At 65.4% G+C, this 25,376-nt stretch carries 25 protein-coding genes and 1 tRNA gene; 13 read left to right on the top strand and 13 right to left on the bottom strand.

Going from position 1 to position 25,376, the window contains the following annotated elements:
* The first annotated feature begins 35 nt into the window (after window positions 1-35).
* Together SM753_RS07965 and SM753_RS07960 are read left to right on the top strand one after the other, a co-directional pair.
* A complete protein-coding gene (locus SM753_RS07965; RefSeq protein ID WP_323191181.1) occupies window positions 36-230 on the top strand; it encodes a hypothetical protein in 195 nt (64 codons plus the stop codon).
* Window positions 231-292: 62 nt separating this feature from the next.
* Window positions 293-790, top strand: a complete 498-nt coding sequence (locus SM753_RS07960; RefSeq protein WP_323191180.1) for a 2'-5' RNA ligase family protein — start codon at window positions 293-295, stop codon at window positions 788-790.
* A 73-nt stretch (window positions 791-863) separates the two neighbouring features.
* Here SM753_RS07960 and SM753_RS07955 read toward each other — a convergent pair whose 3' ends face one another.
* The 4 genes from SM753_RS07955 to SM753_RS07940 form a co-directional block, all read right to left on the bottom strand.
* A complete protein-coding gene (locus tag SM753_RS07955; protein ID WP_369335334.1) occupies window positions 864-3,083 on the bottom strand; it encodes an ATP-dependent DNA helicase in 2,220 nt (739 codons plus the stop codon).
* Between the two features lie 204 nt (window positions 3,084-3,287).
* Window positions 3,288-4,505, bottom strand: a complete 1,218-nt coding sequence (gene ilvA, locus SM753_RS07950) for a threonine ammonia-lyase (RefSeq protein WP_323191179.1) — start codon at window positions 4,503-4,505, stop codon at window positions 3,288-3,290.
* 197 nt (window positions 4,506-4,702) lie between these two features.
* On the bottom strand, window positions 4,703-5,656 hold the full coding sequence (locus tag SM753_RS07945; protein ID WP_323191178.1) for a cation diffusion facilitator family transporter: 954 nt from the start codon (window positions 5,654-5,656) through the stop codon (window positions 4,703-4,705).
* A 40-nt stretch (window positions 5,657-5,696) separates the two neighbouring features.
* On the bottom strand, window positions 5,697-6,293 hold the full coding sequence (locus tag SM753_RS07940; RefSeq protein WP_323191177.1) for a hypothetical protein: 597 nt from the start codon (window positions 6,291-6,293) through the stop codon (window positions 5,697-5,699).
* 78 nt (window positions 6,294-6,371) lie between these two features.
* On the opposite strand from SM753_RS07940, the gene SM753_RS07935 reads away from it, so the two are divergent.
* Window positions 6,372-6,902 (top strand): metallophosphoesterase, encoded by a 531-nt coding sequence (locus SM753_RS07935; protein WP_323191176.1) that lies wholly within the window; start codon window positions 6,372-6,374, stop codon window positions 6,900-6,902.
* Window positions 6,903-7,192: 290 nt separating this feature from the next.
* On the opposite strand, the gene SM753_RS21355 is transcribed toward SM753_RS07935, so the two are convergent.
* Entirely contained in the window at window positions 7,193-8,086 is an 894-nt protein-coding gene (locus tag SM753_RS21355) for an ArsR/SmtB family transcription factor (protein ID WP_369335333.1), read from the bottom strand.
* 81 nt (window positions 8,087-8,167) lie between these two features.
* Here SM753_RS21355 and SM753_RS07925 point away from each other — a divergent pair, with 81 nt between their 5' ends.
* On the top strand, window positions 8,168-8,296 hold the full coding sequence (locus tag SM753_RS07925; RefSeq protein WP_259371287.1) for a hypothetical protein: 129 nt from the start codon (window positions 8,168-8,170) through the stop codon (window positions 8,294-8,296).
* Window positions 8,297-8,328: 32 nt separating this feature from the next.
* Here the strand turns inward: SM753_RS07925 and SM753_RS07920 are convergent, their stop codons facing one another.
* Complete coding sequence (locus SM753_RS07920; RefSeq protein ID WP_323191175.1) at window positions 8,329-9,348, bottom strand: low specificity L-threonine aldolase; 1,020 nt, start codon at window positions 9,346-9,348, stop codon at window positions 8,329-8,331.
* A gap of 230 nt (window positions 9,349-9,578) precedes the next feature.
* On the opposite strand from SM753_RS07920, the gene SM753_RS07915 reads away from it, so the two are divergent.
* Both SM753_RS07915 and SM753_RS07910 read left to right on the top strand, forming a co-directional pair.
* A complete protein-coding gene (locus tag SM753_RS07915) occupies window positions 9,579-10,673 on the top strand; it encodes an aminopeptidase (protein WP_323191174.1) in 1,095 nt (364 codons plus the stop codon).
* 491 nt (window positions 10,674-11,164) lie between these two features.
* A complete protein-coding gene (locus tag SM753_RS07910; protein WP_323191173.1) occupies window positions 11,165-12,631 on the top strand; it encodes a S8 family serine peptidase in 1,467 nt (488 codons plus the stop codon).
* 244 nt (window positions 12,632-12,875) lie between these two features.
* Here SM753_RS07910 and SM753_RS07905 read toward each other — a convergent pair.
* Window positions 12,876-12,979: transfer RNA gene (locus SM753_RS07905), tRNA-Arg, on the bottom strand.
* Between the two features lie 98 nt (window positions 12,980-13,077).
* Between SM753_RS07905 and SM753_RS07900 the strand changes: the two genes are divergently transcribed.
* Together SM753_RS07900 and SM753_RS07895 are read left to right on the top strand one after the other, a co-directional pair.
* Window positions 13,078-13,647, top strand: coding sequence for an AAA family ATPase (locus tag SM753_RS07900; protein WP_135535041.1), 570 nt, complete (start codon window positions 13,078-13,080; stop codon window positions 13,645-13,647).
* A complete protein-coding gene (locus SM753_RS07895) occupies window positions 13,644-14,069 on the top strand; it encodes an RNA-binding domain-containing protein (protein WP_135535040.1) in 426 nt (141 codons plus the stop codon). The genes SM753_RS07900 and SM753_RS07895 overlap by 4 nt, the downstream gene beginning before the upstream one ends.
* Here the strand turns inward: SM753_RS07895 and SM753_RS07890 are convergent, their stop codons facing one another.
* Window positions 14,070-14,957: a transcription initiation factor IIB family protein gene (locus SM753_RS07890; protein WP_135535039.1), complete on the bottom strand. Its 888-nt coding sequence runs from the start codon at window positions 14,955-14,957 to the stop codon at window positions 14,070-14,072.
* Between the two features lie 170 nt (window positions 14,958-15,127).
* Between SM753_RS07890 and SM753_RS07885 the strand changes: the two genes are divergently transcribed.
* Window positions 15,128-15,631, top strand: a complete 504-nt coding sequence (locus SM753_RS07885) for a hypothetical protein (protein WP_323191172.1) — start codon at window positions 15,128-15,130, stop codon at window positions 15,629-15,631.
* 86 nt (window positions 15,632-15,717) lie between these two features.
* Here the strand turns inward: SM753_RS07885 and SM753_RS07880 are convergent, their stop codons facing one another.
* Window positions 15,718-16,449 (bottom strand): AAA family ATPase, encoded by a 732-nt coding sequence (locus SM753_RS07880; RefSeq protein ID WP_323191171.1) that lies wholly within the window; start codon window positions 16,447-16,449, stop codon window positions 15,718-15,720.
* Between the two features lie 98 nt (window positions 16,450-16,547).
* Window positions 16,548-16,976, bottom strand: a complete 429-nt coding sequence (locus tag SM753_RS07875; RefSeq protein WP_323191170.1) for an HIT family protein — start codon at window positions 16,974-16,976, stop codon at window positions 16,548-16,550.
* A gap of 147 nt (window positions 16,977-17,123) precedes the next feature.
* On the opposite strand from SM753_RS07875, the gene SM753_RS07870 reads away from it, so the two are divergent.
* Complete coding sequence (locus SM753_RS07870; protein ID WP_323191169.1) at window positions 17,124-17,768, top strand: hypothetical protein; 645 nt, start codon at window positions 17,124-17,126, stop codon at window positions 17,766-17,768.
* Window positions 17,769-17,775: 7 nt separating this feature from the next.
* On the opposite strand, the gene SM753_RS07865 is transcribed toward SM753_RS07870, so the two are convergent.
* Together SM753_RS07865 and SM753_RS07860 are read right to left on the bottom strand one after the other, a co-directional pair.
* A complete protein-coding gene (locus tag SM753_RS07865) occupies window positions 17,776-18,393 on the bottom strand; it encodes a uracil-DNA glycosylase family protein (protein ID WP_369335332.1) in 618 nt (205 codons plus the stop codon).
* The gene (locus SM753_RS07860) at window positions 18,393-18,620 is read right to left on the bottom strand and encodes a hypothetical protein (RefSeq protein ID WP_323191167.1); all 228 of its coding nucleotides are present in this window, start codon (window positions 18,618-18,620) and stop codon (window positions 18,393-18,395) included. The genes SM753_RS07865 and SM753_RS07860 overlap by 1 nt, the downstream gene beginning before the upstream one ends.
* An 87-nt stretch (window positions 18,621-18,707) precedes the next feature.
* Between SM753_RS07860 and SM753_RS07855 the strand changes: the two genes are divergently transcribed.
* The 3 genes from SM753_RS07855 (at window position 18,708) to SM753_RS07845 (ending at window position 24,748) form a co-directional block, all read left to right on the top strand.
* Window positions 18,708-18,920 (top strand): hypothetical protein, encoded by a 213-nt coding sequence (locus SM753_RS07855; RefSeq protein WP_135535032.1) that lies wholly within the window; start codon window positions 18,708-18,710, stop codon window positions 18,918-18,920.
* A 274-nt stretch (window positions 18,921-19,194) separates the two neighbouring features.
* A complete protein-coding gene (ileS, locus tag SM753_RS07850; protein WP_323191166.1) occupies window positions 19,195-22,416 on the top strand; it encodes an isoleucine--tRNA ligase in 3,222 nt (1,073 codons plus the stop codon).
* Window positions 22,417-22,567: 151 nt separating this feature from the next.
* On the top strand, window positions 22,568-24,748 hold the full coding sequence (locus SM753_RS07845) for a PGF-CTERM sorting domain-containing protein (protein WP_323191165.1): 2,181 nt from the start codon (window positions 22,568-22,570) through the stop codon (window positions 24,746-24,748).
* 63 nt (window positions 24,749-24,811) lie between these two features.
* Here SM753_RS07845 and SM753_RS07840 read toward each other — a convergent pair whose 3' ends face one another.
* On the bottom strand, window positions 24,812-25,348 hold the full coding sequence (locus SM753_RS07840) for a heme NO-binding domain-containing protein (protein ID WP_135535029.1): 537 nt from the start codon (window positions 25,346-25,348) through the stop codon (window positions 24,812-24,814).
* Window positions 25,349-25,376: the final 28 nt, after the last annotated feature.

The following is a 25,376-nucleotide window of genomic DNA, read 5'->3' as shown; positions in this document are numbered from 1 at the left end:
AGGATATTTATGCGCGTGCTCTGATTTAATCAAATATGTTCGACAACCGTGGTGACCTCGGGGTGGAGACGCTCCTGAAGGTGGTGCTCGTTCTAGTGGCGCTGCTGCTCGTTCTGGAAATCCTGGGGCTCATCGTCGACGGTGTCATGTCTCTCCTCGGTCCCCTCCGCCCGCTGGTCAGTCTGGTCATCCTGGCGCTGATCGTACTCTGGTTGCTCGACCGACTCTAACGCGCGGCACTGGTGTCGAGATCGACCGCCATCCTCTTGCCACGCCGCCCCCTAGCACCGCCGTGTTCAGCATCAACGCCCCGGTCCCCGGGCGAGTTGCCCGGATCGCGTCCGACCTGCATCCCTCCCTCGTCGGGTTCGACCGCATCCGGGAACACCACTCGCTGCTGGTGAAACGCTTCGGCGATCCTGACCACGTCGCCTCCCTGCAGCACGAGGCCCGGCGCGCGATGAACGACGCCCCGGCGTTCGAGGCGGCAGTGACCGGCGTGGACTACTTCTCAGATCCGCCGGAGGGATCGGCTCCGGTCGTGTATCTGACCGTCGAGAGCCCCGGTCTCCGCCAGATCCACGACCGTCTCGTCGAGCGATTCGGCGCAGTCGACATGCTCGAAGGCGACGACTACACCCCGCACGTGACGCTTGCCCGCGACGGCAGCGAGGCGGACGCTCGACGCCTCGCGGAACGCGAGATAGAGCCCGTGACATGGACCGTCTCCGAACTACAGTTCTGGGACGGAACGTACGGCGAGTCCGTGAGTACGGTCAGTCTTCCGTAGCGACCTTTTTTCGTTCCGGCCGCTCGCACGCGACGCGTCGGAGCGTCGCGCTCTCGCGCTGGCCACCAACCGATCACGGAGACGGCGGCCCGCCCTCGTACGCGTCCTGCCCCTGATAGAAGTTCAGCATCGCGAATTTTAGTTTCTCGGCGGTGACGTCGACCATCTCATCACGCTCCCCCTTCGGGAACGTTCCGTGGACGCTGTACTTGCCCATCTCCCCCTCCGCAGCGGCGGTGTAGCGCTTGTCGAGCAACACGCGGACGCCGAAGTCATCGGGCGAGCGGATGACTCGGCCGATGGCCTGACGCGTCTTTCGGATGGTCGGAATCTCGACGGCGTACTCCCAGCCCGCGTTCTCGCCGCGGTCGGCGAAGGCCGCGCCGTAGGCGTCCTGGACTGCCTTCGCGCGGTCGTCGAGGCGCGGGTAGGGGACGCCGACGACCGCGACGGTCCGTGCGTCGTCCCCGTCGAAGCTCACGCCCTCGGCGAGCGTCCCCCACAGCGAGGTCAGCAAAACGGCGTCGTCGCTGTCGGTGAACCGCTGTCTGAGGTCCTCTACGGAGTCGCCCGGCCGGTCCCGGAGCACCGTCGCGTCCACGTCGAGTAACTCCTCGTACCGCTCGGCCTCGGCGTAACTCGGAAAGAAGGCGAGCGTGTTGCCCGGCGTAAAGCGGACCGCGTCGGACAGCGTGCTCGCGATGGTGGCTTGCGTCTCGGGGTCGTCCCGCTCGCTGGCGAACAGCGCGGGCGTCCCGGCGGCGAACGTCCGGCGGTTCTCCTCGGGGAACTGGAGTCCGTAGGCCAGGCTCACGGGGCTCTCCAGCCCCAGCACGTCCTCGCTCACGTCGAACGGGCGAAGCGTGGCGCTCATCAGGACGCTCGCGTACACCTCGTCGAACAACTGCCCCGTCACCTCCCGCGGGATGCAGGTGTACAGTTCCGCGCGACCGTACACCTCCTCCGTCCCCGAGTCGCGGCGGACCGAGACCACGGGGAACTGGCCGAGTTCGGTCCCCTCGTCGATCCACGAGGAGACGAACGAGGCCGCCTGTAGCGTCTGGCACTCGGTGCGCGTGGTCGTCTCGCCGCGCTTGTACGCCTCCTCGTACTCCTCGTCGAGTTCGAGGCCGAGGTTCGCGGCGGCCTCCAGGTCCGAGTCGATGCCCGGGCCGGTGTACTGCTGGAGGAACGCCCGCGTGAGATCGTCGCGCCCCTCGTCGTTAGCGACGGGGACGTCTTCCCAGTCCTCACCGACGCGCTCCCGCGCTCGCGGGCCCTGCCCGCTCGCGTTGCCCGAGGCGCTTCGTCCCTCGCTGCCGAAGCCGAACGAGTCCTCGTACGTCTCGACGAGCGCGTCCCGGAACGCCCGGATGACGTTTTCCGCGCCCGGCGCTCGCGCGTCGTCGCAGTCGTCGAGTTCGTCGAGCGCCTGATCGAGAGTGTTCTCCGTGAGCGTGCGCGTCGCGTGGTCGCGCGCGGCCCCTTCGATGTTGTGCGCCTCGTCGAAGACGGTGATCACGTCCTCCGGGTCGCGGTCCAGCCACCGGAAGAACTGCTCGCGGATGGCCGGGTCGAGCAGGTGGTGGTAGTTACAGACGACCAGATCGACGCCCTCGATGCCGTCCTTGAGGAGTTCGTAGCCGCAGAGCGTCCGCTCGTGGGCGTACTCGTAGATCTCCTCGGGGGTGCGCACGTCCTCGAACAGCCACCCGTAGAACTCGTCGTCGTCCCGCGTGAGGTTGTTGTAGTAGTGCTCGCAGGTGTTTTGCTCCTCTAGGTCCTCGACCTCTGCCTCGACGCTTTCGAGTTCGTCCATCACCGCGGAGCGCGCCTCGGTCGCGCGTTCGTCGCCCTCCTGGCTCTCTTCGAGTAGTTCCTCCTGGCGGCGCTCCAGTTGCTCTATGTCGCGTTCGGCGTCGACGAGTTCGTAGGTGTTGTCCCGGAGCACCTGACACTCCTCGAAGCCGACGTCGATGTGACACATCGACGATTTCCCCTTGAACACGACGGCCTGAATGGGCTCTTGACGGGTGATCTGGCGCGCCTCGGTAACGAACTGGCGCATCTGCTGGTGGACGTTCGTCGTGATGACGACCGTCTTGTCCTCCTCGCGGGCGTACTCCAGCGCCGGGACGAGCGCCGACAGCGTCTTGCCGGTGCCACAGGCCCCCTCGAAGAGGACGTCCTGCTGGCGCGATAGCCCGTTGTAGATGCGGTCCATCGCCTCCTGCTGTGCGCCGTACGGCTCGTCGTACGGGAAGAACCGCATGTACCCGTTCGTCTCTGGCACATCCGTTCTTTCGCTCGGCCCGACAAAAAGTCTCGGCCACCGCGGTGAAAGTGGACTGTCGGGATCCCCGTTTCATAGGGGCTGTTGTAAGTCGTTTCGTGGGGGACGTTCCGGGACGAGGCACGGCTTGGGCGCGCCGCTCCTCGTCCGCTCGTTTCGGCGTCGACCGGAGCTCTGCTTCCGAGAGAAGGATAACCTCCCGCCTCAACTGACCCGAGTGACGGAGTAGCCGGCGTCGCGGATAGCTTCGACGATGCGGTCCGTCTGGTCCGTCCCGCTCGTCTCGATACGGAACTGCAGGTACGCGTTGCCGACGTCGAGTTCCTCGACCGACCGCTCGTGGTTCACCTCGTAGATGTTCGCGCCGCAGTCGGCGATGATCTCCGAAACGCGGTTCATCTCGCCCGGCTGGTCGACGATGTGAACCCGCAGTCGAACGACCTGCCCGCGGTGGGTGAGTCCGTGTGTAAGCACCGTCCGCAGGTCAGTCATGCTCAGGTTGCCGCCGGACAGGACCGGGACGACGACCTCGTCGCTGACGTCGAGTCGGTCGCTTCGCATCGCCGCGACCGAGGTCGCACCCGCGCCCTCTACCATCTGTTTGGTTCGTTCCAGCATGAACAGGACGCTCTCGGCGATCTCGGTGTCCGAAACCGTGATGACCTCGTCCACGTACTCCTCTATCAACCCGTGAGTGAGTTCCGAGATCCCGCCGGTCGCGATCCCGTCGGCGATCGTCTGCACCGAATCTATCGTGTGCGGTTCCCCTTTCTCTAGACTCCGGGGGACGGTTGCAGCGTCCTCTGCCTGCACGCCGACGACCCGGGTATCTGGCGAAGTCTCGGCGAGCGCCGTTGCGACGCCGCCGATGAGTCCGCCGCCGCCGATCGGGACGATCACCGTGTCCGCGTCGGGGACCTGCGAGGCGACTTCGAGCCCCAGCGTTCCCTGTCCGGCGGCGATCTCCGGATCGTCGTACGCGTGGACGAAAACGCTGTCGTCGCCGACGATCGATTTCGCGTGTGCCATCGCCTCGCGGAAGTTGTGCCCGTGCAGTTCCACGTCCGCGCCGTAGCCCGCCGTCGCGTCGATTTTCGTCTGCGGCGCGTTCTTCGGCATGACGATAGTCGATTCGAGCCCGGTCTTCGAGGCGGCGAGCGCGACCCCTTGCGCGTGGTTTCCCGCGCTCGCCGCGACCGCTCTGGTCGCGTCGTTCGACGAGGATTTGACCTGCTGTAACTTGTTGTACGCCCCTCGGGTCTTGAACGACCCCGTCCGCTGCAGGTGTTCCATCTTGAGTCGGACCGTCGCTCCGGTCTCCGCTTCGAGCGACCGGCTCGTCTCGATCGGCGTTTCCCGAACGACCGCCTCGTCGTCGAATCTATCGCGCGCTTCCCGTATGTCGGACACTGAAATGGTCATGGTTCCGTTGGGTCTGTGTATTCATCGCACCGCGCCGGCGAAACTTTGCTTATATGTGCGACTCTACCGCACGTATTATATCCGTCGGTGTCTCTGTTCGGTTACTTTCGTTCGATAGTTCCGGCGCTGTTCCCGCTCGAACGGGCGTTTCGCGCGTCAGTTCCTTCGAACGCGTCCCCGGCAGAAAAGGCGTGTCCTTACGCGGACGCTATCGTCTCCGGTTCGATGTACACCTTCTTCACACCCGGATTGTGCGCGATGAGTTCGTCCTCCAGTTGGGTTATCCGTGTGTCTATCTCCTCGGTGTCCAGCGATGCGTCGAAGGCGATGTCCGCGGCCACGAGGATCTGCTCGGTGCCGAAATACACCGTCCGGAAGTCGACGATATCTTTGACGTCCCGGCCGTTTTCGACGATCTCGCGGAGTTCGCGCTCCTCTTCTTTCGGTACGCTTTCGCCCAGAAGCAGGCGCTTGTTCTCCCAGGCCAGCGCGAGGGCGAAGCCCATCAGCATGAGCCCGATGATCAGCGCGCCCGCGGCGTCGTAAATGTGGTTTCCGGTCACCCGGCTCAGGTAGATGCCGAACAGCGCGATACCGGCACCGGCGAGGGCGATGAAGTCCTCGGTCAGCGCCGTCAGCGTCGTCACGTCGCTCGTCTTCCGGAACGCCTCGCGGAAACTGTTCCAGCCGTGCTGTTCCATCTGCTTCGTGATCGCCTCGTACGCCTTCTTGAACGCGTACGACTCGAAGAGGATAGCCCCCACCAACACGGCGTAGTTGACGTAGATGGGGTCGAACGTGACGCCGAGCAGACTGGTCGGTTCGCTGGCGCGGTGAACGCCGTGCTGGAGCGCGTTGTAACCGTGGGTGGCGCTCTCCCATCCAGCGATCCCGAACAGCAACACGCTGACGAGGAAACTGTAGAAGAACTGCGCCTTCCCGTATCCGAACGGATGAGTTCTGGTCGCCTCGCGGCCGCCGTAGCGGATCCCGACGAGCAGAAACACCTGGTTCCCGGTGTCGGAGATGGAGTGGTACGTTTCTGAGAGCATCGACGGGCTACCCGTCAGCAGGTAGCCGACGAACTTCAGCACCGCGATAGCGCCGTTGGCGATAAGCGCGGCGATGACGACCGATTTGCTACTTGCCATTGTACACACCCGCGTTCGCGGCTATGAAAGAAGTACGGGATCAGCTGTCAGATTCGTATCGCCACGCTCCGTCCTCGTGGACGACGCCAGGCACCGAGAGCAGGCGGGGTCGAACGCAACCCCACCAGGATTCGGGGTCGTCGTATCCCGCCGAATGGGACGGGTAGACGTTCTCCGTGATCTCGTCGGAGACCGCCGGCCCGCCCTCGCGCAGGTGTTCGACGACGGCGCGGACGGCGTCGCGCCGCCAGTCCCGCATCATTCTGCTGGCTCCGGGAACGGTCATTCTGGCGAGCGCTCTGTCAATGTCGTCGTCCGCTTCGGCGATCCCCTCCGTCTCCCGGTCGCGAAGCGTCGCCGCCGGCAGATACCAGAGCGTCGTCGGATCGTCGTCTCCGAGTTCCTTCCGGCGAAGGTCGCCCGCCGCTTCGAGTGAAGTGAGCGCATCGGTGACGGCGTCCCGAGGTGCCCCGACTGCGGTGGCCACGTCCGCCGCCGTTCGTGGGGCGGCGTCCACGAACGCGTCGCGGACTGACTCCGGGGTGACGTCGCTCCTCTCTGCACTGTCGGCCCCGGACGCACCGCCGACGCCTCCCGCTTCGGACGCGCCGGCGTCGTCGCTCGCCTCCTCGCTCATGCTCGCCCGTAGGAAGGGGTCCCTGAAGGGTGTTGCCCTGCCGAAAGAGTGGTGGCCCGGGAGTGTGAACGGGATTCCATGATCGTCGTCTGCTCGGACACGCACAGCCGGACGGGACACGAACTGTCGGAGCACATGCTAAAAGCCGTCCGCGAGGCCGACCTGGTCGTCCACGCCGGCGATTTCACCACGACTGCCGCGCTGTCGGCGTTCCGGGCCGAGAGCGACCGACTGTTCGCGGTTCACGGCAACGCTGACGACGCAGAGGTCCGTGAACACCTCCCGTCGGCCCGGACGTTCGACGTGGGCGGCGTGACGACGGCACTGACCCATCGTCAGCACGGCGGGGCGACCGCGCTGGCGATGTTCGGTCGCTCGCGGGGCGCGTCGCTCGTCGTTTCGGGTCACACCCACCGTCCGTCCGTTACGCACGCCGACGACGTGACGCTGTTGAACCCCGGAAGTCACGCTGACCCGCGCGGCTCGCGTCCGGGGTACGCGGAACTCGTCCCAGGGGACAACGTCGTCCGCGGTCGGCTGCTGGACCCGGGCGGCACGGTCGTCGACAGTTTCGAGGTCAGAAGAGGCGGGGACGCGGGCGATAGCTGATCGCTGTCCGCGGATCGACGCTACTGATCCGTCTCTCGACTGGCGTCGACTGAATAGGTCTCGGAGAATGACGGTGCCGCCACATCCCACTGACGACGGTGGACGGCAGGCGACTGGAGGGCCGAAGCAGGCTGGTGGAGGGCTGGAGGGCTCGGACTTCGGGTAGGGGTGCCAGGGAGGCAATCCCGGATACCGCATCTACACCTTCGGATGGACACCCAATATACGCAACGTAAACTCAAATCCCTGTTTTACCTATCCGCGGATAAAAGAGTTCGAGGCGGCCCGCGTCATCGGTCGACGTAGCGGAAGAAGACCCACACTGTCACGAGGATCGTTCCCACGACGAACAGCAAGAGTCCAGGCGGCAGACCGGCGTTCGTCCCCAGGTCGACCGCGGAGGACGCGCTGTCGTTCGCGGCTTCGACCGTCTCGTTGGCGACAGTGGTGGTCAGGTCAGCATCGGTCACCGAGTCCTGGATGGATTCTGCATCGGTCGTGGTTTGAACCGTTTCCGTCGTTTCGTTCCCCCCGTTGCTGTTGATCGAGACGTCGTTTTCGGTCGTGAACTCCACGGAAGTCTCGCTGTCTCCGCCTTCGACCGTGTAGGTGTCCTCGCTGCCGTTTAGACCGCCACCAGCGTCGTCTGCATCGCCGGCGACAGCCCCACCGCCCTGGTCGCTTTCGCCACCGCCGCTCGTCGGCGGTGCCACGGCCGTCTCTCCGACGATGCTGTGGAGTGCGAGGCTCGCGGCCCCAACGATACCGACGCCCCCGAGCAGTCTGGACAGAGCCGTCTTCAGCGTCGATGTCTCCTCTTCCTGTCCGGCGAACAGGACAAGCGGCTGGTCCGCCGGAGCGTACACTTTCATCTCGCGACCCTTCTCGGAGTAGATCGTATCCGCGACCTCGACGACCTCCGCGTCTTCGAGGTTGCCGAGGTGATACTGGGTGTTCTGGAGCGAGGTGTCGACAGCGTCAGACAGCTCCGACGGGGTCGCGGGCTCCTCGTGGAGGGCGGCGAGCAGTTCCCGGGCCGTCGTCGAGGAGAGCGCGGCGAGGACGTCGTCCGCCGCGTCGCTGTCGACGCCGACGACCCTGGGTTCGGAGTCCTCGGCCGGCGTCGCGTCCGAGGTGGAGGGCAGGAGGTCGGCCATATACCCCTGATCCCTGTCGGTCGGCATGAACTTTCTCCCTCGGCAGCGGGAATCTCTCAGTTGATCGGCGGCGAAACGTATTTGCGCCCCCCGCGAGTAGGCCGCGACATGGCTTCGGTCGACCCCTTCATCGTCCTCATCGTCGGCGCGTTGCTGACGCTCATCTTCTTTCTCTATCTGATGGTCCGTCGAACCCTCCACGGCTTTCAGGAGGGGATGGAAGACGGCCGACAGTAAGCGCGGCGCGGTCCCGGTCGCTTTCCGCTCGACTACGCGAGCGCCGCCTCGACCCGCGCTATCGTCTCCTCGATGTCCTCGCCGTCGATGTTCCGGTGCGTGCAAAAGCGCGCGACAGTCTCGCCGAACTCGGAACACAGCACGTCCTCCGTCTCGCAGGCCCCGCAGAACTCCTCGGCGGTCATCTCCGCGTCCGACGTGTCGACCAGAACGATGTTCGTCTCGGGCGGCTGGACTGAGAGCCCGTCGAGCGCGTCCAGTCCTTCCGCGAGCCGGCGGGCGTTCTCGTGGTCGTCGGCTAGGCGGTCGACGCTTTCCAGAGCTTCGATCCCGGGGGCCGCAACGATACCCGCCTGCCGCATTCCCCCGCCGAACAGCTTGCGGTTCCGGCGCGCGCGCTCGATGAACTCCTCGCTCCCCGCTAGCATCGACCCGACCGGCGCGCCGAGTCCCTTCGAGAGACAGAACATGACGGAGTCGACAGAGTCGACGATCCGAGACGCCGGTACGTCGAGCGCGACGGCCGCGTTGAACAGTCGCGCGCCGTCGAGATGGACGGGAACGTCTAAACCGTGGGCGGCCTCGGCCGCGGCGTCGATGGTCTCGGGATCGATAGCGATGCCGCCCTTGCTGTTGTGGGTGTTCTCCAGCGTGAGCAGTCCCGTCCCCGGCCGGTGAAGGTCTTCCTCGACGAAACCATCGCGGATCTGCTCGGGCGTCGGAACGCCCCTGTCGCCTCCGTCTATCGTGCGAACCTGGAGGGACGATAGCTGTGCGAGGCCGCCGACTTCCCACTTGTACACGTGGCTCTCGCGCTCGACGAGAACTTCTTCGCCGCGGTCAGTGTGCGTGCGAGCGGCGATCTGATTCCCCATCGTCCCCGTCGGGACGTACAGCGCGTCCGCCATTCCCGTTGCCTCGGCCGCGCGACGTTCGAGTTCGTTCACCGTCGGGTCCTCGCCGTACACGTCGTCGCCGACCGCCGCGTTCGCCGCGGCCTCCCGCATCGATTCCCCGGGTTTCGTCACCGTATCGCTGCGAAGATCTATCACGGCGCGAGATTGGAGGCCGGTGGGGAAATACGTCGTGGTCGGCAGCGAACGGACCGCACGAGTTCGCTTTGCTCTTCGAAGCGTTGCCGATACTACGCCGAAGCAGTCCCCGAACCGGTAGGATGGCCGATGTTCTGGTTCGTCTCCACGATCCGCGAGAAACTGAACGTGTGGCGCTCGTCCGGTTCGGAAACCAAACGGTTTTGGACACACCGCTACCAGACGGTGGTATGGATCCACGGATCCGCGAGCACGCTTCGCTCATCGTTCATCAGGCGCTCGAACTCGACGAGGGAGACGACGTGGTGATCAAGGCTCCGCCCGTCGCCGAAGACCTCGTCGTCGCGCTCCACGAGGTTATCGGCGATGTCGGGGCGAACCCGCTCGCCCAGTACACCAACCGTGACGGCCGCGCCCTCCGCGCGTATCTCCGCTCTCACGACGGCGATTTCGAGACGCCCGACCACGAACAGGCGATGGTCGAGGCGGCCGACGCGCACGTTCACATCCGCGCCAACGAGAACGTTACCGAGAAAAGCGACGTCGATCCCGAACAGAACGCCGCCTACGAGCAGGCCCAGCGGCCCATCCTCAACGAGCGTCTGACCGACAACTGGACTCTCACGCAGTACCCCGCGCCAGCCAACGCCCAGCTCGCCGAGATGAGCACCGAGGCCTACCAGAACTTCGTCTGGGACGCGGTCAACAAGGACTGGGACGAACAGCACGAGTTCCAAGAGCAGATGGTCGAGATCCTAGACGATGCCGACGAGGTCCGCATCGTCAGCGGCGAGACGACCGATATCTCGATGAGCATCGCCGGTAACCATACGATCAACGACACCTGCACCAACAACGTCCCCGGCGGCGAAGTGTTCACCGCGCCCGTCCCCGACACCGTCGAGGGCGAGGTAGTGTTCGACAAGCCGCTCTACCATCAGGGCCGCGAAGTGCTCGACGCCTACCTCAAATTCGAGGGCGGGGAAGTCGTCGACCACTCGGCGAGCAAGAACGAGGACACTCTCAGGGAAGTACTCGACACTGACGAGGGAGCGCGCCGCCTCGGCGAACTCGGCATCGGAATGAACCGCGACATCGACCGGTTCACCTACAACATGTTGTTCGACGAGAAGATGGGCGACACCGTTCACATGGCTGTCGGCCGCGCCTACGAGGCCAACGTCGGCGAGGAAAACGTTCAGAACCAAAGCGCCGTTCACGTCGACATGATCGTCGACATGAGCGAGGACTCCTACATCGAAGTCGACGGGGAAGTAGTTCAGCGAAACGGGACGTTCCGGTTCGAAGACGGGTTCGACGGTTGAGTTAGCCGCTTTTTGATTCGGTTTCGGCTGAGGCGGTCGACTTTTGTTTCTGGATTCGTACAGGATAACCGCTTCCTTCTGCTGTGATATGTGGTATCATACATCGATTACCTTAAGTATATGGATTGATTGTTCGTGAAGTATGCCGAAGGTTGCCTGTCCGGATTGCGGTCAAAACATCGCCATGCACGAGATCGAAGCCCGGACCGTCACCCAGACATCCGGATTCGCCACGAACTACCGCTGTCCGTTCTGTCGTGCTGATTTCGACGATATCAACGATAACATGGTGTAGAGCGGTCGCTGTGGGGTTTTTTCTGACGCATCATCCGAGCGTAGCTATCGGCATAAACCAGTCCCTAGAAGAGTCTTCCCACCCACTCAAAAGTTGGTTTTTTGAAATCACTGGTTAATAAACCTAGTTAATCCAACTATACCCGGGTGTAAGTTGGGAAATATTTATGGGTAAAGTTGTATACAAATCGTATGCAATGTCAAACCATAACAGACGATCGTTCCTCAAAGCGACAGGGTGTGTGGTCGGCGGTGCGGCGCTCGTAAGCGGACCGGCTACTGCCGGTGGGGGTGGGAAGACGAACGAGCGATTCCTCGTCGATCTTCGCGAGGTCTCACGCAGTGAGGTACCGAGCGACGTAGAGATCATCCACGACATCTCGCAGATCGACATCCTCGCGGCGCGGGGTGATCCCGAGGCAGTGCCGGGAGCATCGTCGACGACGCCGGATGTCGCCGTGTATCAGGACGACAGCGGACCGGCCGTGGAACAGGCCGGGCCGCGGGCGAACAGCCACAACCACGACGGTGCAGCGTCGAACGCCGAACTCCAGTGGGACAAGCGCGTTCAGGACGTCGAAAACCTGACCGATCAGCCCGATAACGGACGGACGGTCCACGACACGACGAAAGGCGAGGGGACGCGCATCGCGGTCGTCGACTCCGGCGTCTACGACGCACACCCGGACCTCGAAGGCGTGGTCAACGCGGAGCTATCCGAGAACTTCACCACGGACCCCTACGACTTCCGGCCGAACGGGGCGGGCGACCACGGAACGCACGTGGCCGGCACTATCGCGGCGACGAACGACAACGACGGGCCAGACGGCGGCGTACTCGGTACCGCGCCCGAGACCGAAATCGTCGCCCACCGCGTGTTCTCCGGCGTAGAGGGAGCGACGGGCGACTCGCTCGCCGCACTCGCCGCCGCCGCGGACAAGGGCTGTGACGCCGCGAACTTCAGCGTCGGCTACCCGCTCCCGTACGTCGACCCGGAACAGTTCCCGTGGCTGCTCGACATCAAGGCGTCGTACGAACGCGTCGCCGCGTACGCCCGCGAGAAGGGGATGGTCTTCGTGAACTCCGCCGGAAACGACAGCCTGGATATGAGTCCGGACGACGTTCTCAGCCTCCCGACGGAGGCCGAAGGCGTCTTCGGCGTCTCCGCGACCGGACCCATCGGCTGCGGTTGGGGGGACAAACACTCCGACAACGAGGAGAAGTGGCTCACCGGGGACCGCCTCGAAGAGCCGACCACTCAGCCGGCGTTCTACACGAACTACGGCGACGCCGTGGACGTCAGCGCGGCAGGCGGCAACGCGGACCTCGACGCGATAGGGAGCGTCGACGGTGCGTACAACGACCTCGTCTACTCGACGACCGTAACGACCCACTACGAGGACGGGCCGGACGACGACGACGAAGGGAGCAAACCCAGCGAAATCGTCGATACCGAACCGTCGTACGGGTGGAAAGCCGGCACGTCGATGGCCGCACCGCAGGTCACCGGGGCAGTCGCGCTCGTACGGTCGCTCCGCCCGGACGCGAGCGTCGACGAAATCGAGTCGCTCATCCAGGAGACCGCACGCATGCCGGAGGAAGGCGAAACGTACCACGGCGCGGGCCATCTCGACCTCCGCCGACTCGTCAAGCGCGCCCGGTAACGGCGACCTTTCGCCGCTTTCGCAAACGCGCTTTTCTGTTGTGCGCTGGTCCGAGGCGAGTCCGTCCGACGCGAAGATGGACCCGGTCGCTACGCTCGGAGATAACGGGCACGATGAGAGTTCGAACTAACTGTCGTTCGTAGGAGCGGGCACGATGGGATTCGAACCAAAGCGAGACTCGCTCCGCTCGTCTCGCAGGGCTCGAATCCACCACCCGTCGCTCCTCACGTCCGTTCGTCGCAGACGGGCACGATGGGATTCGAACCCACGACCGTCGGATGTCTTCCCCCGACACTGTCGTCTCGGGGATAGAAGTCCGACGCTCTATCCAGACTGAGCTACGTGCCCTCGGATACGTCTCCGGCACAGCGTTCAAAGTATGTTGTGTTTCGCGTCGATACCGCGCTTCAAAGCTCTTAAGCGCGCCACAGGAGTATCACGGTACAATGAGAGTTATCGGGACCGTCGGCCTGCCCGGAAGCGGCAAGAACGAGGCCGCGACCGTCGCCGAAGAGCTAAACGTCCCCGTCGTCACGATGGGTGATGTCATCCGTCAGGAGTGTCGGGACCGCGGACTCGACCCCGCCACGCACCACGGCGCGGTCGCGAAAGCGTTACGCGAGGAAAATGGGCCAGACGCCATCGTCGAACGGTCGCTGCCGGTCGTCGAGGAGGCTCTGAACGACAGCGACACCGTGGTCGTCGACGGGATCCGGTCGGGCGTCGAGGTCGACCGCTTCGAGGAGGCGTTCGGGGACGACTTCACGCTTGTAAGCATCGAGGCCCCGTTCGACGTTCGCGCCGAGCGTATCGAGGAGCGCGGCCGCGACAAGAGCGCGGACGAGGGCGGCGAGAGCCTCGAAGCGCGCGACGAGCGCGAACTCGGCTTCGGCATGGGCGAGGCGATGGAGCGCGCGGACGTGCTCATCGAGAACACGGACTCGCTGGCGTCGTTCCACCGGAAGGTACGGTCCCTCCTCACCGACGGTGCCGAAGCGACTCGGGGGGAAGCATGAGCACGGTGTACAGCGTCGACGTCCGTATCGTCGCGCCCGTCAACGACACCGAGGTCACCGACCGCGTCACGGACGCGGTGACGAACCTCTTTCCCGAGGCCGAGACCGAGTCCCGGCCCGGCGAGGTCGTCGGCACGGGGCATTCGATGGAGCACTTCTCCGAACTGCTTCACCGGCAGGAGATACTCGACACGGCGCGGCGGGAGTTTTTCGACACCTTGCAGGGCGACAGCTTCTCGTTCTCGCTGAAGAAACAGGCGGCGTTCCAGGGCGTCATCAACTTCTCCGTCGGTAGCCCGGACGAACTCGGCGACATCGAGGTACGAGTCACCGTCACCCAGCCAACTCCCGAGGAGTACGTCGACCACGTCGCCCCGCCGACGGAGGAAGGCGAGCCGATAACCGAGGAATTCGAGAAGTAGTTAGTTCTCTTTTCCGGTCACAGCGTAGTACGCCGAGCGAAGGGTCACGGGCGAGACGCCGCCCGCCTCGGCGGCCTCGGCCTGGGTTAGACTAGCGTGACGTTCGCGGTCGGCGGCGTAGAGGCAGGCCGCCGCGACGCCGCCTGGATTGCGCCCGCCGACGACGCCGCGGTCGCGAGCGTCGTCCGCGAACTCCCGTGCGCGGCGCTCGACGGCGCGCGAGCAGCCGAGTTCGCTGGCGAACCGCGGGAGGTACTCGCGGGGGTCGATCGGTCCGGTCGGTAGCCCTAAGTCGCGGTTCAGTGCGTCGTATGCGGCTTTGAGTTCGTCCTCGTCAGCGCGGGCGTCGGCCACTACCTCGGCGAGCGTACGCGAGACCGCCTCGACACGGCAGGTCGCGTACACCGCCGCGGCCGCAAACCCCTCGATAGAACGCCCCTGAAGTAGGTCCTCGGACTGGGCGGATTCGAACAGCGTGCACGCGCGGTCGCGGACGCTGTCGGGAAGCGAGAGCGCGCTGACCAGATGTCGGATCTCGGTGAATCCGTACACCTGGTTGCGGTCGGACTTCGACGGGATCCGCGCCCGGTTGTGCTCCCGGCGCATCCGGGCGACCTGCCGGCGCTTCCGACCGGTCAGTCGCGTGCTCGACCCCGTCCCGTAGCCGATCTCGGTCGAGAGGCCGCGGTCGTGTCTGGAGCGGGTCAGCGGCGCGCCCGTCCGCTTGCGGTTCGTCTCGTCGTCGCTGAACGACCGCCACTCCGGCCCGCGGTCGATCCGGTCGGCCGCGACTACCAGTCCGCACTCGTCACACACCGTCTCGTCGCCGCTCTCGTTCAACCGCCCGTCGCACTCCGGACAGCCTCGCGTCGAACCTGTGGTGCTCATTACAGTCGGAACTTCGTTCGGATGACTTATTTAAAGAACGACTATCACGGGAACGAACCTGGATATCGGCGAGTTGAACGTACCGGTTACCGGTACGTTCTGGTGCGCCGGGCGGTAGATTCCGGAAGGTCGATCGGTGATTTTTAACGGCTGGGGCGAGCAGTTCGGCTATGGCGCTGTCGGATATCGCCGCCGGGATAGAGGTCACCGCCGAGCAGCGGGACCGCGGCGTGGCCACTGTCGACGACACCGGGGACACGTTGGCGGCGCAGTTGTCGGACTACGAGGCCGAACTCCCGTGTGATCCCGCCGCGGCGGCGGCCGTCGTCGAAGCGTACGCCGACGGGGCGAGCGTCGGGTCGGCGGGACGATCTGCTGGCATCGCGCCGATGACGGCGGCGAAGGCGCTCCACCGCCTCGGGGTACAGGGGGTGTCGCCGCTCACGCCGCGCCAGCGCGACGTGGTCCGGGACTGGATCGCCGCAGAGCTACCCCGCGCGGACGCGCTGACGCTCACTGGAGGGTCGGAGACGGAGTTCGCACTGGCCGCATACATCGAAACCCACGACCCGATACCGGCGGCCGCTGACGCGGTCGAGGGCGTTCTCTCGGACAGCGGGTGCGGCGACGATCCGCTCGACGAGACGATGAGTTCGGTCGACGACCTCCTGTAGCGGTTCTCGTAGGCGTTCCGGGCCGCCGTCGCTTGCTCACAGCAGTTTTCCCCACAGCGATCACGGCGCATTCGACAGTACTGGGCTCACAGTACGTCCGACAGCATCGACTCCTCGGGGAAATCGAGATGTAGCATCACCTCGAACAGTTCCTCGGCGACATCGGCGACTGCGGGGCCGAACTCGTGGTCGGGATCCGCACACGCCGGGGCGTTCTCGGCGCGGACGACCTCGCTTTCGGGTACTGCGATGTCCGCCTCGCCGACCGGGTCGCGTCCGCGGTTCGAGACGACGAGGTCAGCGTCGGTACCGACGTCGGCCAGTCGTCCACGGAGACGCTGCAGCGAATCGACGCCGCGGTGCGAGGCGGGGATCACGACGCCGACGTTGTTCACGTCGGTAACTGCGGCGACCGCCGGGTTGGTCGACACCGGCGGCGCGTCGACCAGCACGTGGTCGAACGTCTCGGCGGCGGCGTCGATTACGTCGCCGAACCGCTCGGCCGCGCCGGCGGTTTTCGCTCGGGCCAGAGCGGCGAACGCGGCACGGGCCGGACAGACGGCGACCCGACCGGATTGAGGCGTGTCTATCTCGACCAGCGCGTCGTCGAGCGCCGTGTCTTCGTCAGTTACGAGCGTCGTTACGTCCGGCTCGACCCGGTCGTCGACGTAGTGTGCGAGTCCCTGCGTAGCGAACGCCGCGTCGAACACCGCGACGTCGCGGTCGTCGCGGGAGAGCGTCGCGGCGACTTCGACTGAGAGTCGGGTCGACCCTGCGCCGCCAGTCGCGCCGACAAGTGCGGCCGTCTCGGTAGGCATGGGAATAATTCCTCCCGGTATCGTATAAAAAATACGCGGTGCGGATCGGCGTCAGTCCGGTGGTACAGATCGGCGTCGGGCAGGCGGCGCGGTCCCGCTTACTCCGCGCCGGCCGCTATGTCGTCCGCGATATCGTCGAGTTCGTCGTCGGAGAGGTCCGGTCTGGGACCGGCGACGGCGTGGATGGGTTTGCCGCCGTCGTCCTCGAACCGCGGGATGACGTGGCCGTGAACGTGCGGAACCTCCTGACCGGCCGCCTCGCCGTTGTTGAACGCGACGTTCGAGGCGTCGGCGTCGACGGCGTCCTCGACGACGGGCGTGAGAGCGTGGAGCACCCCGAAGACGCCCTCGGCTTCGCCGTCGGGCAGGTCGCCCAGCGTCTCGTAGTGGTCTTTCGGGATGACGAGCGTGTGGCCCGGAGCGAGCGGGTTCGCGTCGAGGAAGGCGACGATATCGTCGTCCTCGTAGACGGTTCGACTGGGGATGTCCCCGGAGACGATCTGACAGAAGATACAGTCGTTGGACATGGGCGAACGATCACCCGCAGTGGCCATGAAAGTTTCCCGCCCGAAACCGTCGAGCGGCCGCCGAAACCCCGTTGGTCGGGACCACAGCGCGTCGGACGTGATGATATATCCCATAAATTTATCAGCATGAGTTATAACTGATATCTAATGAGAACTAGCGACAGGGGCTCCGACGAACGGGCTGACGACTCTCTCGAGGAGTTTCAGGAGGTCATCGACACGGACGACGGTACCGTGGCGGACGACTCCGTCGAAGACGAGGACGACGAGAGCGGTCCAGCGGAGACGTTCGGCCTCAAGTTCGGCGCGCCGCTGGCGGTCGTCGCGGTCGGACTGCTGTTCGTCGGGCCGTCGCCGATGTTCGAACTCTCGCTGGGCGGGGAGATGTTGTTCGACACCCTCCAGGACAGCGGGTACGGTCCGATACCCTACATCTCGGGGACCACGCTGCTCGTCGGACTGGCGACCGGCCTCGCGTACCCGATGTCTAACAAGGAGCGGTACGACGGATACAAATCGGAGATGGCGATCGGACTCGTACTCCCGACCGGCGCGCTGATGGCGCTACTCGTTCTCGTTGCGGTGTTCTGGCCGACAGTCCACTTCGCACTCGCCGGCGACCTCATCACCGCGACTATCTACCTCGTCATCGCGGCTGTCATCGTCGCCATCGCGACCGGCGCGTTCGTCGTCATCATCGCCGTGGGGCTTCTGGCGCTGTTGTACCTGATAATCCCATCGTTCGTGGGCGTCTACGCCGGTGCACTGGTGGGAGAACTCGCCAGCACCTGATACCGCGTCACACAGCGTCGTCCAGCGCGTCGGCCGCGGCGTCGACGTACTCGTCGGGGTCGTAGCCGAGTCTGGCGATCCAGATGTCCTGATACGAGGGGTGCAAAAGCGGGAGGACAGTGACCCCGAGCGAGTCGCAGTGTATCGGATCGAGCACGCTGTCGACGAACCCGTCGAGGCCGCCGCCGTCGAACGCGAGCATCGTCTGGGTCGCGTGCTTTCCCGTCGCGAGAACGACCTCGGGGTCTACCTGTTCGATCTCCGCTTCGAGGTGGGTCCGACAGTTCGCTCGCTCGTCGGGCGTCGGTTCGCGATTGGCTCCGTCCTCGCCCGCCGGGAAGCACTTGACGGCGTTGGTGAAGTAATAGTCGTTCGCGTAGCCGATCTCGGCGATCAGTTCGCGCACGCGCCGCCCGGAGTGGTGCGTCGTGTACGCTTTGCCCGTCCAGTTGCCGCCGCGCCACTCGTCGGCGTCCGGATCGCCCGCTCCCGGGGCTTCGCCGACGACCATCAGCGTCGCGTCGAGTGGTCCCGTCCCCCACGAGATGCGCTCTCGGCTCTCCGCGAGCGCGGGACAGCGCGCACAGTTCGGTTCGAGAACGTTCCGGGAGTCGGGGAACTGCATCACTCCGTGAGCGGCATGACGATACCGAAAACGAGCGGACTGAACAGCGCGGTCAGGATCCCGAACAGTTCGAGGTCGAAAAGCAGCGTCGTTTCCCAGGCGGGGAGCGGTCCGAAGAAGGCGTTCCCGGCGGCCGACCCGATGCCGCCGATGAGAAACATGGCGACGCCGGCGAAGAATCCGAGTTTGGCGTAGCGGGGGTAGTCAGTTGTTCCGTATCGTCCCATGACTCTGTTGTCGCCGAAAACGAACAAAAGGATTGCGTCACGCCCGAGAGCGAAAAGCCCATAACGACCAGTAGTCTTCTGGGAGACATGCAAATACTCCTCGAACTGCTCGCGTACGTTCTCGGCGCGAGCGTCCTGACGGTTCTCGGCGTTCTGGCCGAGTACAGCGGTCTCCAGCATCTCACCGGCGGCGAACCCATCCTCGGCCTCTGGTTCGCCGGATTCGGCCTCATCCTGCTGTACGGCGGGACGTACCTGCTGGGCTACGAGAAGGTGCTGAAAGAAGCCGTCGGCGCGTAAGACCGACCGCATACGACGACTCGAACGATGTCCGTTTGATTTCTCGCTGTATTCCATTTCTTGAAACGGCCACGCTTGCGTGGCGAGCGACAGTGAGCCATCGCCAGCGAACGGGGGAGGGCAGGCCCTCGGAGCGTGCGCTGACGACCGTCAGCGCCGCGCAAACTAGCGGACCTGGCGGTCATTGAAAGGGCGCAGCGAGACTCGCCAGAGTCGAGCAAGGGCTTTCTGTGGAACCGGTTTGCCTTTATCAGTGGAGGCGCACGTCTGATCCATGAGCAGGTTCGCGGCGGTAGACGACCAGTACGACCCCGACGTGGTCGAGGACCGCGTCTTCGATTACTGGGACGAGGTCGACGCGTACGAGCAAACAACTGAGCACCGAGCGGGCGAGGAGCCGTTCTTCTTCGTCGACGGCCCGCCGTACACCTCCGGGGCGGCGCATATGGGAACGACCTGGAACAAGACCCTGAAAGACGCCTACATCCGCTACCTGCGGATGCAGGGGTACGACGTGACGGACCGGCCGGGCTACGACATGCACGGCCTCCCCATCGAGACGAAAGTCGAGGAGCGACTCGGCTTCGAGAACAAGAAAGACATCGAGGAGTTCGGCGAGGAGAACTTCATCCAGGAGTGCAAGGAGTACGCGAACGAGCAACTCGAAGGCCTCCAGAACGACTTCAAGTCCTTCGGCGTCTGGATGGATTGGGACGATCCGTACAAGACGGTAAACCCCGAGTACATGGAGGCCGCGTGGTGGGGGTTCAAGCAGGCCCACGAGCGTGGTCTCGTCGAGCAGGGCCAGCGCTCCATCTCGCAGTGTCCGCGCTGTGAAACCGCTATCGCCAACAACGAGGTCGAATACGACGACGTCGAGGACCCCTCAGTCTACGTGAAGTTCCCGCTGAAAGACCGCGACGGGTCGCTCGTCATCTGGACGACGACGCCGTGGACCATCCCGGCGAACACGTTCGTCGCGGTCGACGGCGACGTGACGTACCAGGGCGTCCGCGCCGAGAAGGACGGCGAGGAGGAGGTCCTCTATCTGGCCGAGGACTGCGTCGAGGACGTGCTCCGTCAGGGCCGTTACGACGACTACGAGGTCGTCGAGGAGGTCACCGGCGAGGAGATGGTCGGCTGGGAGTACGACCACCCGCTCGCCGACGAGGTGCCCGACCACCCATCGGGCGAGGACGCGCTACAGGTGTACACCGCCGACTACGTCGAGGTCGACCGGACCGGCCTCGTCCACTCCGCGCCGGGCCACGGTGAGGAGGACTTCGAGCGCGGCCGCGAACTCGGCCTCGACATCTTCTGTCCGGTCGACGGCGACGGCGTGTACGACGGCAGCGGCGGCGACTACGCCGGCCAGTTCGTCAAAGACGCCGACGACGACATCATCGCCGACCTGCAGGAGAAGGGGCTGATGCTCGACGCCGGGACGACCCACCACAGCTACGGCCACTGCTGGCGCTGTGACACCGGCATCATCCAGATCGTCACCGACCAGTGGTTCATCACGATCACCGACATCAAGGACGAACTGCTTTCTAACATCGAGGACAGCGAGTGGCACCCGCAGTGGGCGCGGGACAACCGCTTCCGGGACTTCGTCGAGGACGCTCCCGACTGGAACGTCTCCCGTCAGCGCTACTGGGGGATCCCGATCCCGATCTGGACGCCCGAGGACTGGGACGGCAGCATGAACGACGTGGTCGTTGTCGGCGACCGCGAGGAACTCGCCGAGCGCGTCGACCAGTCCGTCGACCCCGAGGACGTGGACCTCCACAAAGGTACCGTCGACGACCTCACCATCTCGGAGAACGGCACCACCTACAGCCGCGTCGGCGACGTGTTCGACGTGTGGCTGGACTCCTCGGTGGCGACGTGGGGCACCCTCGACTACCCGTCGAACGAGGACGACTTCGAGGAACTGTGGCCCGCCGACCTCATCATGGAGGCCCACGACCAGACCCGCGGCTGGTTCTGGTCGCAACTCGGGATGGCCACCGCAGCGATGGGCGAGATCCCGTACAAGGAAGTGCTGATGCACGGCTACGCCAACATGCCCGACGGCCGCGGCATGTCCAAGTCCAAGGGCATCACCGTCGAACCGAACGAGGTCATCGAGGAGTACGGCGCGGACCCGATGCGGTTGTTCCTCCTGTCGGTCAACCCGCAGGGCGACGACATGCGCTTCTCGTGGGACGAGACCGAGAACATGCAGCGGGACCTCAACATCCTCTGGAACGTGTTCCGGTTCCCGCTACCGTACATGCGCCTCGACGGCTTCGACCCCGAGGTGACCACGCTCGACTCGGTCGGGGACGACCTCCACCTTGTCGACGAGTGGGTGCTCGCTCGCCTCCAGTCGGTCGTCGCCGAGATGAGCGACCACTGGGAGGACTACCAGCAGGACAAGGCGCTCGACGCGCTCCTGGAGTTCGTCGTCGACGACGTCTCCCGGTTCTACATCCAGGTCGTCCGCGAACGGATGTGGGAAGAAGAGGACAGCGCCTCGAAGCAGGCGGCGTACGCCACCTTCTACGAGGTGCTGTCGACGGTGGTCAAACTGCTCGCGCCGTACGCGCCCTTTGCCGCCGAGGAGATATACGGCACGCTCACGGGCGACGACGGCCACGACACCGTTCACATGTCCGACTGGCCCGAGGTCGACGAGCGCTGGCACGACGAACAGTTAGAGACTGACGTCGGTCTCCTGCGCGCCGTCGAGGAGGCGGGGTCGAACGCCCGTCAGCAGGCCGAGCGAAAACTCCGCTGGCCCGTCCAGCGGATCGTCGTCGCGGCGGACGACGACCGCCTCGCCGAGGCCGTTTCCCGCCACCGCGACCTGCTCGCCGACCGTCTGAACGCTCGCGCGGTCGAACTCGTCCGTGCCGACGAGGAGTGGGGCGAACTGGAGTACAGCGCCCGCGCCGATATGAGCGAACTCGGCCCCGCCTTCGGCGACCGCGCCGGCGAGGTGATGAACGCGCTTAACGAGGCCCGCATCGACGACCCCTCGTTAGACGCGCTCCAATCCGCCGTCAGCGACGTGCTGGAGGGCGAGGAACTCACCGCGGAGATGGTCGAGTTCGTCACCGAGACGCCGGACGGCGTCACCGGAACGGCGGTCGAGGACGACGGCGACGAGCGCGGCGTCGTCTACGTAGACACCGCACTCACCGAGGACATCGAGAGCGAGGGCTACGCGCGCGAGGTTATCCGCCGGGTTCAGGAGATGCGCAAAGACCTCGAACTCGACATCGAGGAGCGCATCCGCCTCGACTTCGCCGTCGACGACGCCCGCGTCGCCGACCTGATCGAACGCCGCGAGGACCTCGTTCGAGAGGAGGTCCGCGCCGACGAACTCGGTCCCGTCGAGGACGGCCACCGCAAGGAATGGGACGTGGAAGGCGTAGAGATGGAGATAGCGATCGAGCCGTGCGAGGCCGACCAGCGCGAGGCCTCGGAACGGGCGAGCGGCGACTGACGGGAGCCGCTGGCGACCGCGGAAGCGTCGGACTAAACGGACGGCGGTGTCGCCGGCCTTTCACTGCGGTCGAGTAGTTCGCCGTGAGTGTCGTACGAGCGGGAAACGCTCGTCCACAAAGCCCTTGTTCTATCCGTTTTCGTATACGTACGTGTATCTGAGAGGCGTCGTCGTCTTCCTGCTGCTCGTTTCACTGCCGGCAACTGTCGCCGCAGGGGGTGCGCCGTCAGCCCGTGCGGACGTGCCGGCCGCGGACGCGTCGCCCGCCGCGACGGCGGACGCTGCCCCGTCGTCCGCCGGGAACGTTCGGAGTCCGGCGAGTGCGAGTACCGCGTCGAACGCGTCGAATGCGCGGAACGCCTCGGCCGCCGATCCACTCGTTCGGACGCTCTCGCTCGGCCTCACGCCGGCGGACCCAGGGAGCATCGAAGCGAGGGTTCGGTTTCAAGTGCCCGACCGGGTGAGCGGCGTCACGGTCGCGATCCCGGACGAGGCCACGGTGACGTCGACCCGCGGATTCAGTCGGGCCGAGGGCAACGAGTACGAGTGGGACGGGAGGACATCTCGCCCCGCGGTCACCTTCGACCACCCGGCGAACGAGACGGGCGAGACGCGGCGCGCGATAAACGTCACAGGGAGCGAGGGCGGTGACGGCGGGGGCAACCACGTGGACGGGTCGGGCCACTACGAGGAAGGCGAAAGGACACGCACCGCCGACCGCTCGCGCGTGGCGACCCACACACACCTCGACGGAGACCTCGCCGACGCGGGATACGTGTTCGTCGACACCGGCGACTGGGCCGTGGTGCGGGTACCCCAACTGCGGACGGGCTGGAACTACCGCGGCGAGGACGTGACGCTCGACAGGCGAACTGTCGTCGACGGCGACGGCGCGACCGGCGGAGAAGTCGCCTTTCTCGGTCCGTCCGAGGAGTACGTCCGCGAGGTGGACGGTCAGCGGATCCGGCTGATCGTTCCCGAGGCGGCGTCGATGGCCGAGTCGCCAGGGGCCGTTCTCGACTCGCTCGACGACGCCAGCGGCCGCCTCCGCGTCGGCGCGCGCGACGAGGAGCCGTTTTTCGTCGCGGCTCCGACGACTACGAACTGGGCGGCCCGCGGCCTCCAGTTCGGCCCGGACGACGCCTGGGTGCTCGCGGACTCGCGACTCGCCTCGCCGGACAACGTCTGGATCCACGAGTACGTCCACACCCGGCAGGCGTACCAGACAACGGCGGAGACGCAGTGGCTGATCGAGGGCGGCGCAGAGTACTACGCCGCGCTCTACGCGTTCGAGCAGGGCCGCATCGATTTCCGGACGTTCCGCGACCACTTGCGGAACGGCGAACGGAGCCCGTACGCCGGATCCGTGCTCGCGGACCCGACGACCTGGCAGCGAACCAACGCGAACTACGTGAAGGGGGCGCTCGCGGTCGGCGCGGTCGATTACCACGCTCGCGTTGCAAGCGACCGACGCCGGAACTTCGGCGTGGTGTTTCGCAGACTCAACGAGTACGAGCGGGTCACGTCTGGCGACTTCTACGACGCGGTGAATGCCTCCGGCGGCCCCGCGGTTCGAGAGCGGACTCGCGAGTTCGTCGAGACGGACGCAGTTCCGACAGTCTGGAGCGCAGCGGATCACGCCGCGACGTTCGACTCTTCGCCGGCGATCCTCTCGGCGTCTATCGACTCGTTCCGGGTCGACGGCCCGTCGCGAAACCGGACCGTGACCGCGCCCCCGACGCTCGTCCCCGGCGAGCGCCTCACCGCGACCGTATCCGTCGAAAACGACGGCGGCCGGACGGGCGAGTTCGCCGTCGCGATGACCGTCGACGGGGAGCGCGTCGCCGCCAGACACGTCACGCTGGACCCGGGTGAGCGCGCGGCGGTCGTTCTGGCGACCGTGTTCGACCGACCTGGAACGTATCGTATCGAGGTCGAAGGCACCGAACGGACCGTCGAGGTCCGAGAGTCGGCGACGCCCGCTGTCACCGATATCCGGGTCGACCCTGCGTCACCCACGGCTGGCGAGTCAGTCCGACTGATCGCGACCGTGTCGAACGGTGCCGACCGCCCCGCCGACGGGGACGTTGCTTTCCGCGTCGACGGTCAACGGGTCGCGCTGCGTTCGGTCGCGCTCGATGTCGACGAGGAAGATACCGTGACGGCGAACGTCACTCTCCCGTCCGGAGAGGTGCGAGTGAGCGCCGGCGACGCGGAGCGAACGGTCGACGTCGCGGGGAAACGCACCGTCGACACACCCGGATTCGGCGCGATGCTCGCGGCGCTTGCGATACTCGCGACTGCGCTCTTACTCGGTCGTAGCGTCCGATAGAACGGCGTGCGGCCGTATATCCGGGCGCGGCCCGCCGTCACTCGACGGTCGCCGAAGTGACACTCACTCGCGGACGACGGTCAGGTCACAGCGGTCGTCGCCGTCGAGCAGGCACGCGTCTTCCTCGATGGTGACCGTCTCGTCGTACTCGCCGGCGATGCCGAGAACGATCCCTTTCGCAAGCGGACACATCTCGCGGTCAGATCGGTACGTGACCGTCACCGTCTCCTCGTCGACGCGTTCGGTGTCGACCGCCGGCGGATCCGTTTCGTCGTTGCCGGTCCGTATCTGTTCGTAGATCGTCTCCAGGTTGCTGAGAAGGTCGAGCGTCGTCCAGTCGTCCCGGACGTGGGCCTTGAACGTGTCGAGCAGCGCCGGTGCGAGATGCTCGCCGAAGGTGCGCTGGAGCGACGCCTCAGTTTGGTCCGTCCGGTCGGCGATGGTATCGAAGATGGCGTCTAACTCCTCGTCAGGATAGTGCGACACCGGGAGGTAGAGCTTCGGTTCGATACCCGACTCGTCCATGATCACCTCCCAGGCGCCGTCAGTCATCCGGTCTTCGACGAACCCTTTCAGCGACTTGTGAATGATCCCGTGCATATCTCACTTCGCCCCCCACGCACGCGTA

The organism is Halostella sp. PRR32, assembly GCF_034808085.1.
GTDB classification, from domain to species: domain Archaea; phylum Halobacteriota; class Halobacteria; order Halobacteriales; family Natronoarchaeaceae; genus Halostella; species Halostella pelagica.
Note: the sequence above shows the minus strand (reverse complement) of the source record. Positions and strands in the feature narration are given on the sequence as shown.

Bases quoted from the DNA above. Each gene is read 5' to 3' on its own strand.
- SM753_RS21355 (WP_369335333.1), bottom strand. From the start codon at position 8,086: ATGCCGACCGACAGGGATCAGGGGTATATGGCCGACCTCCTGCCCTCC.
- SM753_RS07895 (WP_135535040.1), top strand. From the start codon at position 13,644: ATGAGCACGGTGTACAGCGTCGACGTCCGTATCGTCGCGCCCGTCAAC.
- SM753_RS07910 (WP_323191173.1), top strand. From the start codon at position 11,165: ATGTCAAACCATAACAGACGATCGTTCCTCAAAGCGACAGGGTGTGTG.
- SM753_RS07925 (WP_259371287.1), top strand. From the start codon at position 8,168: ATGGCTTCGGTCGACCCCTTCATCGTCCTCATCGTCGGCGCGTTGCTG.
- SM753_RS07945 (WP_323191178.1), bottom strand. From the start codon at position 5,656: ATGGCAAGTAGCAAATCGGTCGTCATCGCCGCGCTTATCGCCAACGGC.
- SM753_RS07860 (WP_323191167.1), bottom strand. From the start codon at position 18,620: ATGGGACGATACGGAACAACTGACTACCCCCGCTACGCCAAACTCGGA.
- SM753_RS07840 (WP_135535029.1), bottom strand. From the start codon at position 25,348: ATGCACGGGATCATTCACAAGTCGCTGAAAGGGTTCGTCGAAGACCGG.
- SM753_RS07890 (WP_135535039.1), bottom strand. From the start codon at position 14,957: ATGAGCACCACAGGTTCGACGCGAGGCTGTCCGGAGTGCGACGGGCGG.
- SM753_RS07880 (WP_323191171.1), bottom strand. From the start codon at position 16,449: ATGCCTACCGAGACGGCCGCACTTGTCGGCGCGACTGGCGGCGCAGGG.
- SM753_RS07870 (WP_323191169.1), top strand. From the start codon at position 17,124: ATGAGAACTAGCGACAGGGGCTCCGACGAACGGGCTGACGACTCTCTC.
- ileS (WP_323191166.1), top strand. From the start codon at position 19,195: ATGAGCAGGTTCGCGGCGGTAGACGACCAGTACGACCCCGACGTGGTC.
- SM753_RS07900 (WP_135535041.1), top strand. From the start codon at position 13,078: ATGAGAGTTATCGGGACCGTCGGCCTGCCCGGAAGCGGCAAGAACGAG.
- SM753_RS07885 (WP_323191172.1), top strand. From the start codon at position 15,128: ATGGCGCTGTCGGATATCGCCGCCGGGATAGAGGTCACCGCCGAGCAG.
- SM753_RS07915 (WP_323191174.1), top strand. From the start codon at position 9,579: ATGGATCCACGGATCCGCGAGCACGCTTCGCTCATCGTTCATCAGGCG.
- SM753_RS07940 (WP_323191177.1), bottom strand. From the start codon at position 6,293: ATGAGCGAGGAGGCGAGCGACGACGCCGGCGCGTCCGAAGCGGGAGGC.
- ilvA (WP_323191179.1), bottom strand. From the start codon at position 4,505: ATGACCATTTCAGTGTCCGACATACGGGAAGCGCGCGATAGATTCGAC.
- SM753_RS07875 (WP_323191170.1), bottom strand. From the start codon at position 16,976: ATGTCCAACGACTGTATCTTCTGTCAGATCGTCTCCGGGGACATCCCC.
- SM753_RS07965 (WP_323191181.1), top strand. From the start codon at position 36: ATGTTCGACAACCGTGGTGACCTCGGGGTGGAGACGCTCCTGAAGGTG.
- SM753_RS07865 (WP_369335332.1), bottom strand. From the start codon at position 18,393: ATGCAGTTCCCCGACTCCCGGAACGTTCTCGAACCGAACTGTGCGCGC.
- SM753_RS07855 (WP_135535032.1), top strand. From the start codon at position 18,708: ATGCAAATACTCCTCGAACTGCTCGCGTACGTTCTCGGCGCGAGCGTC.
- SM753_RS07935 (WP_323191176.1), top strand. From the start codon at position 6,372: ATGATCGTCGTCTGCTCGGACACGCACAGCCGGACGGGACACGAACTG.